This window comes from Sphingobium sp. LMA1-1-1.1 (assembly GCF_040676365.1).
In the GTDB taxonomy this organism is placed as follows: domain Bacteria; phylum Pseudomonadota; class Alphaproteobacteria; order Sphingomonadales; family Sphingomonadaceae; genus Sphingobium.
Genome location: NZ_JBEGHS010000035.1, coordinates 1 through 628 on the forward strand (window position 1 = coordinate 1; position 628 = coordinate 628).

Here is a 628-nt window from a genome sequence, read left to right on the forward strand (position 1 = left end):
ATACCGACGTGCGCGGGTTCTGACTCACGGTTGGATTCCCAAGGTGCTAATTTTCTGATTCGTTGCAGCGAGCAAGAGGAGGCTCGCGATGGCGGCAGCGATTGGGGTTCGAACGGACTACACATCGGCGGATTTGCGGCGGTTGGCGCGACGTTGTGGTGACGCGGAACAGGTCCGACGCATGCTGGCTTTGGCGGTAATCCTGGACGGCGGGAGCCGGAGCGAGGCAGCCCGTGTGGCCGGGGTGACGCTGCAGATCGTGCGCGACTGGGTATTGCGCTTCAACGAAGATGGCCCCGAGGGGCTGGCGACACGCAAGGCGCCGGGCAGGGCATCGATCCTTAATGATGAGCAGCGTGCCCGGCTGGCTGGACAAGTCGAGGCTGGGCCGATCCCGGCTGCTCATGGTGTCGTGCGCTGGCGGCTTGTCGATCTGACGCAGTGGATATGGGACGAGTTCGGGCTGTCGGTGACGCGCTTCACGTTGGGGCGGGAGCTGCGGGCGATGGGCTACCGCAAGCTCACGGCCCGGCCGCGCCATCACGGCCAGCGGGGCGAGGACATTGCCGATTTTAAAAAAGCTTCGCCTCCCGCCTGGCAAAGATCAGGAAAGCGCCTCCCCAGGGGC

1 protein-coding gene is annotated in these 628 nt (G+C 64.8%); it reads left to right on the forward strand.

The features are described 5' to 3' along the window. Nucleotides 1–88: 88 nt before the first annotated feature. The coding region (locus MRBLMA1_RS16690) for a helix-turn-helix domain-containing protein (protein WP_363738250.1) at nucleotides 89–628 on the forward strand (540 nt) is incomplete at its 3' end.